The 6,609-nt window shown below is 38.8% G+C and carries 4 protein-coding genes and 1 pseudogene; all 5 read left to right on the top strand.

Annotation, left to right across the window (positions count from 1 at the left end; all coding sequences use genetic code 11):
- On the top strand, window positions 1–1,498 hold a 1,498-nt coding region (locus VLZ86_RS06400), incomplete at its 5' end, for a hypothetical protein (protein WP_325449805.1).
- Window positions 1,495–2,790 (top strand): GDSL-type esterase/lipase family protein, encoded by a 1,296-nt coding sequence (locus VLZ86_RS06395; protein ID WP_325449804.1) that lies wholly within the window; start codon window positions 1,495–1,497, stop codon window positions 2,788–2,790. The genes VLZ86_RS06400 and VLZ86_RS06395, both read left to right, overlap by 4 nt.
- The gene (locus VLZ86_RS06390) at window positions 2,783–4,441 is read left to right on the top strand and encodes an MBOAT family O-acyltransferase (RefSeq protein WP_325449803.1); all 1,659 of its coding nucleotides are present in this window, start codon (window positions 2,783–2,785) and stop codon (window positions 4,439–4,441) included. The genes VLZ86_RS06395 and VLZ86_RS06390 overlap by 8 nt, the downstream gene beginning before the upstream one ends.
- Before the next feature lie 451 nt (window positions 4,442–4,892).
- Entirely contained in the window at window positions 4,893–5,711 is an 819-nt protein-coding gene (gene panB / locus VLZ86_RS06385; RefSeq protein ID WP_325449802.1) for a 3-methyl-2-oxobutanoate hydroxymethyltransferase, read from the top strand.
- A 180-nt stretch (window positions 5,712–5,891) separates the two neighbouring features.
- A pseudogene (locus VLZ86_RS06380) lies at window positions 5,892–6,600 on the top strand (RluA family pseudouridine synthase).
- Window positions 6,601–6,609 lie beyond the last annotated feature (9 nt).

The raw sequence follows: 6,609 nt of genomic DNA, 5'->3' as shown, positions 1-6,609 counted from the left end.
ACCAGTTCCCCAATCGCGAATGAGGTATTCACCTTTTAAAATACTGCTTTTTCTTATTGCTACTCTTTTGGTGCTATTAGGAGTTACTTTTTTAAGCACTTCACGGCCGCTTGATAATGGTTTGACCCAAGAAGGTTTTTTTGTAGGAGATGCCCATATTAAATATCCCACACACGAAAGTTTTTTAAAGGACCAAACACACGATCCCTCTAAAATTAAGAGTTTAGACAGTATCGTCGATAATATAGAAGGCTTGGTTAAAAATCTTGACAAAGACCTCTCAAAACCTACTTCCAAACCTCAAATCCCTGATTTTACTAAAATTGATACTTCTAAAGTGCAGCGCATCAATTATCCCAAAGATCGCCTGGCCTTTATTGCACAGATAAAAGAAAGTTTAAACAGTGACCAGTGCCGTATCATCCATTATGGCGATTCGCAATTGGAGGGCGATCGGATATCAGGGTACCTTCGTAACAGACTTCAAGGTTTGTATGGCGGCTCAGGTCCGGGTTTTATTCCCATTGTTCAAGTTTACGATCAAATCAGCGCCAATGTCACCCATTCTGATAATTGGACACGACACGCCTATTTTGATCCTACCCAAGAAAAATTTCCCCATAAAAAATATGGTGCCTATTCGTCGCTATCCCGCTTTACCGAAGCTTATGAAACTGTAGACAGTCTGCTTTTAGATTCCCTCAAAATAAAAAAAGCAACTATCACTATCGGCATTCCAACTAAATCTTATGGCCTATTGAGAACCTTCAGCAAGATAGGTTTGCACTATGGAAATGCCCTCGCACCAACTTCCGTTAAAGTGTATAGCGATGGTCAACTCATCACTTCCGAAAAATTAATTGCAGATGGCGCTTATCATAAATTAGCGATAATCTTGGCCGATACGCCTACCAATTTGAAAATTGAATTGGAAAGTAAAATAAGTCCGGATTTTTACGGGCTCACCTTAGATGGTAAAAGCGGGATTTCTCTGGACAATGTAGCCATGAGAGGCTCTTCAGGAACCGTTTTCGCGGGCACTAATGCGGGTAATTTTCAAAAAATGTATCAGCAATTACAACCCAAAATATTGATTTTTCAGTATGGAGGTAATTCGGTTCCATATATTAAAGATTCTTTAGGGGTTACAGACTATGCAAACTATCTAAAAAACCATATCAATTGGGTAAAACGCAAAAGCACTAATGCCAATGTCATTTTTATAGGGCCGTCAGACATGACCACCAATGAAAATGGGAAGATGAAAACCTATCCCTTGCTCCCTTATCTGAATAAAACCTTACAACAAATGTGTTCAGAAAATGGCATTGCCTATTGGAGCATGTTTGATGCTATGGGCGGAGAAAATTCCATGCAACATTGGGTAGATCAAGGTTTGGCGGCAAATGATTACACCCATTTTTCACCCTCGGGCACAAAAATCATCTCCGAATTATTTTTTCTATCACTCTATTTAGATTTAAAGAACAAGAAATGAAATACCGTTTAATACTATTTTTTATAGGATTTACCACCACTCTTTTCAGCCAGAACTATGTTTTGGATAGCCTCAGACCAAAATTTGGCCATCTCATCAACTTTGAAGCCAATACTTTTAAAATGGCAGATACCTCCCAAAACTTCCATCAGTTTTTCGCCAAATTGGATTCGGTTTACAGTGGTAAAAAACAAAAAATTCACGTGTTCCACATCGGTGGCTCGCATGTTCAAGCCGATATTTATTCCAATAAAATCAGGACCTATCTTCAAAACACCAATACCGTATCTCAAGGCCAACGCGGCTTCGTATTTCCATACCATTTGGCACACACTAACAATCCGACGAACTATCGGATTGAGGCCACAAAATCGAAATGGCAGGGGTATCGCTCGTCAATTAGAAAAGATAGCATTGCTTGGGGTTTGGCAGGAATCACCGCTGCTTTTAGAGAGAAATCAGACACGATTATTGTGAAATCTAACTATCGAAATTATACCAATCAACCTTATGAATTCAATAAATTAAGAGTTTTTTATAATACTTGGAAATCCGATTATAATCTCACTGTCCTCGATCCTGAACTCGTAATTTCTGATACTTTAAATTTGGATAAAATGTATCGGGAGTTTCGTTTTAATAAATTGATTGATGAAGTCTCTTTTTGCTTGGAATTAAAAAATGACAGCATTCAAAATCCTGAATTTGCACTGATGGGAATGGAGTTTATGAATGACAACGACGGTATTGAATACACCAGCATAGGCGTCAATGGCGGGAGTTTTGCCTATTACAACCGCGCTGCCTATTTTGAAAAACAGTTCCAGCTTTATCAACCCGATCTCTTCATCATTGCTTTGGGAACAAATGATGGCTATATGCCAAAAAGCGAATTTAATGCTGAAAATTTCCGAATGTATTATGACGCTTTTATTCAAATGATCCAGCGGGTCAATCCCGATTGCGCCATATTACTGATGGTTCCCAATGACGATTATTACCAACGAAAATTCCCTAATCCCAATACCGCCACACAGCAAAAAGTGATCATGGAGCTGGCAGAAAAATACCAGATGGCGGTCTGGGATTTGTACGACCTTATGGGCGGTTTGGGTTCATCCAACAAATGGTATCAAAATAAATTAATGCCTCGTGATCGCATTCATTTTACGCAATTGGGCTATAGCATTAAAGCCGATCTGTTCATGGATGCGCTGATTGATGCCTGGGCTAAATCCACCCATCGAAATAAAGAAGAATTGTTAAAGCACTATAAAACATTGAATGAATAGGCTATACGATATTTTTAAGTTTTCGGAGGATTATCCGCTGATCTTTACCCAAGCTAATTTTTGGATATTTTTTGCTGTGGCCTATTTTTTATTCGCCCTTGTGCACAAGAAAATTACACTTCGAAACTCCTATCTCTTTTTGATTTCGCTGTTCTTTTATTACAAAACCAGTGGCTTTTTTATTGGCATCCTTATTTTCAGTACGCTCGTCGATTTTTTCATCGGTAAGAGCATTCATAAAAGCCAACACCAGACCAAGCGCTATATTTTAGTGACCTTAAGTGTCGTGATCAATTTGACGGTGCTCTGCTATTTTAAATACGCCTACTTTTTCACGGATTCTTTCAATATGTTGTTCCATACCAATTTTGAAGTGGTCAATTGGCTCGCGCATTGGGGAAATAGTTTTAATAATCAGAATTATTTTACGGTAGATAAAATCATTCTTCCGGTAGGGATTTCCTTTTACACGTTTCAAACCATCAGTTACAGCGTGGATATTTTTAGAAGAAAATTAGTGCCTTTAAAGTCTATTCTCGATTTTGGTTTTTATGTCAGTTTCTTTCCCCAATTGGTTGCTGGCCCTATTGTTCGGGCAGAGAATTTTGTACCCCAAATTTCGAAACCGACGGTCATCACCAAATCTGATTTTGATACCGGTACCTTCATGATTTTAAAAGGATTGATCAAAAAAATGATCTTTGCCGATTTTATCGCGATGCATTTTCTGGATCGTGTGTTTGACGCTCCCGAAATGTTCTCAGGTTTTGCCAACGTTATGGCCATGATTGGGTATTCCCTTCAAATTTATGGCGATTTTTCCGGGTATACAGATATTGCCATAGGATTGGCATTATTGATGGGATTCAAACTGCCTATCAACTTTAATTCGCCCTACAAAGCGACCAATGCGGGAGATTTCTGGAAACGATGGCACATCTCCCTCTCTACATGGCTTCGTGACTATCTTTATATTCCATTGGGCGGCAATCGGAAAGGTACTGTAGCATCCTATATTATTTTGAGCATTATCCTGTTGGGCGTTTTATATGCATATCAAGACATGTTGGTCGTATCCGTTGTATTGGGTTCGGCTCTTCTAATTTATATCTTCTCACTTTATAACACTACGGTGAAAAAACAAATCAACACAAACATCAACCTCATGTTAACGATGCTCATAGGTGGTCTTTGGCATGGCGCGTCATGGAAATTCGTGATTTGGGGTGGACTCAATGGTCTGGGAATTGTAGTTTACAAATTTTGGCGAAAAGTGAGTCCGTATGAAACCAACAACCAATGGTACGCACGATGGTGGAAGATTTTGGTCACGCTGACCTTCATCACGTTTACACGGATATATTTTAGAGGGGAAAGTATGGATCATATTGCACGTTGGTATAAGCAGGTCGCTTATCACATGGATTGGCATTATGCTTTGGATATTTTGATCCACTATCAACTGGTGTTCTGGGTGATGCTTTTAGGATATATCACACATTGGTTACCAGAATCTACGAAAACTAAAATTGAAGGCGTATACGCGAAAAGCCCCGCATTTGCCAAAGTATTGATTGCTGCAAGTGTCGGAATTATCTGTTATCAGGCATTTTCTACAGATTTTCAGCCATTTATTTACTTCCAGTTTTAAATTAGGATTAAGGACTGAGTATTAAGTACTGAGTATTAAGTATTAAGAAAAAAACACTATGGACTTGAACTCCATAGTTTTATATTGACAGACTGAAAGGCTGCTTCGTGAAATAGCTGGAAAAGAATATAAGAAACACCTAGTTATTCGGGTACCCGCCTGAACGGACGGGCAGGTTTCTGGCTAAATCATTTATAGAAACTAAAGCAGCTACAATGAATTGCAGGGTTTTAACCTTTAACTAGATCATAAAGTTTAGTTTATTAAATAGAGCTCTGTGCGATAGGTGTTTTTTTAAATATTTAGTTCGAAAAATAGTGCCTTGGCAAAAAAACCCGTAATTAAAAAGTCTTAAGTCCTAAGTCAACCCATCCTATGTCTTAATTCTCTCATCTTTGTTCTTAATACTTCCTACATAATTGTTATTTTTACATCATTAAAATAAAAAACTATGTCAGTAGCGAAAAAAGATTATAAGAGAATCACCGTAAAGACCTTGGTGGATATGAAAACCAATGGCGAAAAGATATCAATGCTCACCGCTTACGATTTTACCATGGCCAAAATTGTTGATGGCGCCGGCGTTGATGTCATCTTGGTTGGCGATTCAGCAAGTAATGTCATGGCGGGTCATGAAACAACCTTACCGATTACCTTAGATCAAATGATTTATCATGCTGCTGGTGTGGTGCGGGCCATTGAACGTTCATTAGTAGTTGTAGATTTACCTTTTGGGAGCTATCAAAGTGATCCTAAAGAAGCTTTACGCTCCGCTATCAGAATTATGAAAGAAAGCGGTGGGCACGCTGTAAAACTAGAAGGTGGCAAAGAAGTCAAGGAATCCATAAAACGCATTTTACATGCTGGGATCCCGGTGATGGGCCATTTAGGTTTGACACCCCAGTCCATCTATAAATTTGGAACTTATACCGTAAGAGCCAAAGAAGATGAAGAAGCAGATAAACTTAAAGAAGATGCATTGATGCTCGAAAGAGTAGGCTGTTTTGCGATTGTTTTGGAAAAAATACCTGCAAAATTGGCACAAGAAGTAGCGGAAAGCGTTTCGATTCCGGTTATTGGCATTGGCGCTGGTAATGGTGTAGACGGACAGGTGCTTGTCCTGCATGATATGTTGGGAATGACCCATGAGTTCCATCCTCGGTTTTTGCGACGCTACATGAACCTCTATGAAGATATGACCAACTCTATTTCTCAATACGTGGCTGATGTGAAGAATTTGGATTTCCCTAATGATGAGGAGCAGTATTAGAGTTATGAGTTCCGAGTTCGAGGTTTAAGATTCAAGGTGTAATATTTAAAAACGGATTAATTAAGTTCCAAAACGATGTCATACATCTTGGTTCTAAGTTCTATAGTCTTATTTCTAGATTCTTGATTCTTAATACTCCATTTTCACCATCTATCACAAAAAAAATACATCCATCAATTCGTGTCAAAAAATCAAGAAAAGATCCTATCAAATAAAGATAACCTTCAAGTTCTATACGAAGACAATCACATCATTATTGTCAACAAACGCGCAGGTGATATTGTACAAGGTGACAAAACTGGCGATACGCCTTTGAGTGAAGTGGTTAAATCCTATATCAAGGAAAAGTACAACAAACCTGGAAACGTCTATCTCGGGGTGGCACATCGTTTGGACAGACCAACCACAGGCGTCATTGTCTTCGCAAAAACAAGTAAAGCTCTACCTCGGCTCAATAAAATATTTGCAGATAAGGACGCCAAAAAGATTTATTGGGCATTGGTCAAACAAGCGCCTCCAAAATCCGAAGACACGCTTATCCATTGGTTAAGGAAGAATCCAAAATACAACAAATCCACCGCCTATAATAAAGAAATTCCTGACGGGAAAAAGGCCATTCTTCATTATAAAATTTTAAAAAACCTAGATCATTATTACTTATTGGAAATTGAGTTGGAAACTGGTCGACACCATCAAATTCGTTCGCAACTGTCAAGCATCGGCTGTCCTATAAAAGGCGATTTAAAAATATGGTTTTGACCGAAGCAATCCTGATGCCAGCATAAGTCTGCACGCACGTGGATTGTCGTTTATCCATCCCGTTTCAAACGATAAAATTCATATAGAAGCACCTTTACCGGAAGACCCGCTTTGGAACGCGTGTGGTTAACGGATTTTG

This window comes from Gelidibacter sp., from assembly GCF_035515035.1.
GTDB lineage: Bacteria > Bacteroidota > Bacteroidia > Flavobacteriales > Flavobacteriaceae > Gelidibacter.
This window is presented reverse-complemented; position numbering and strand designations above follow the sequence as displayed.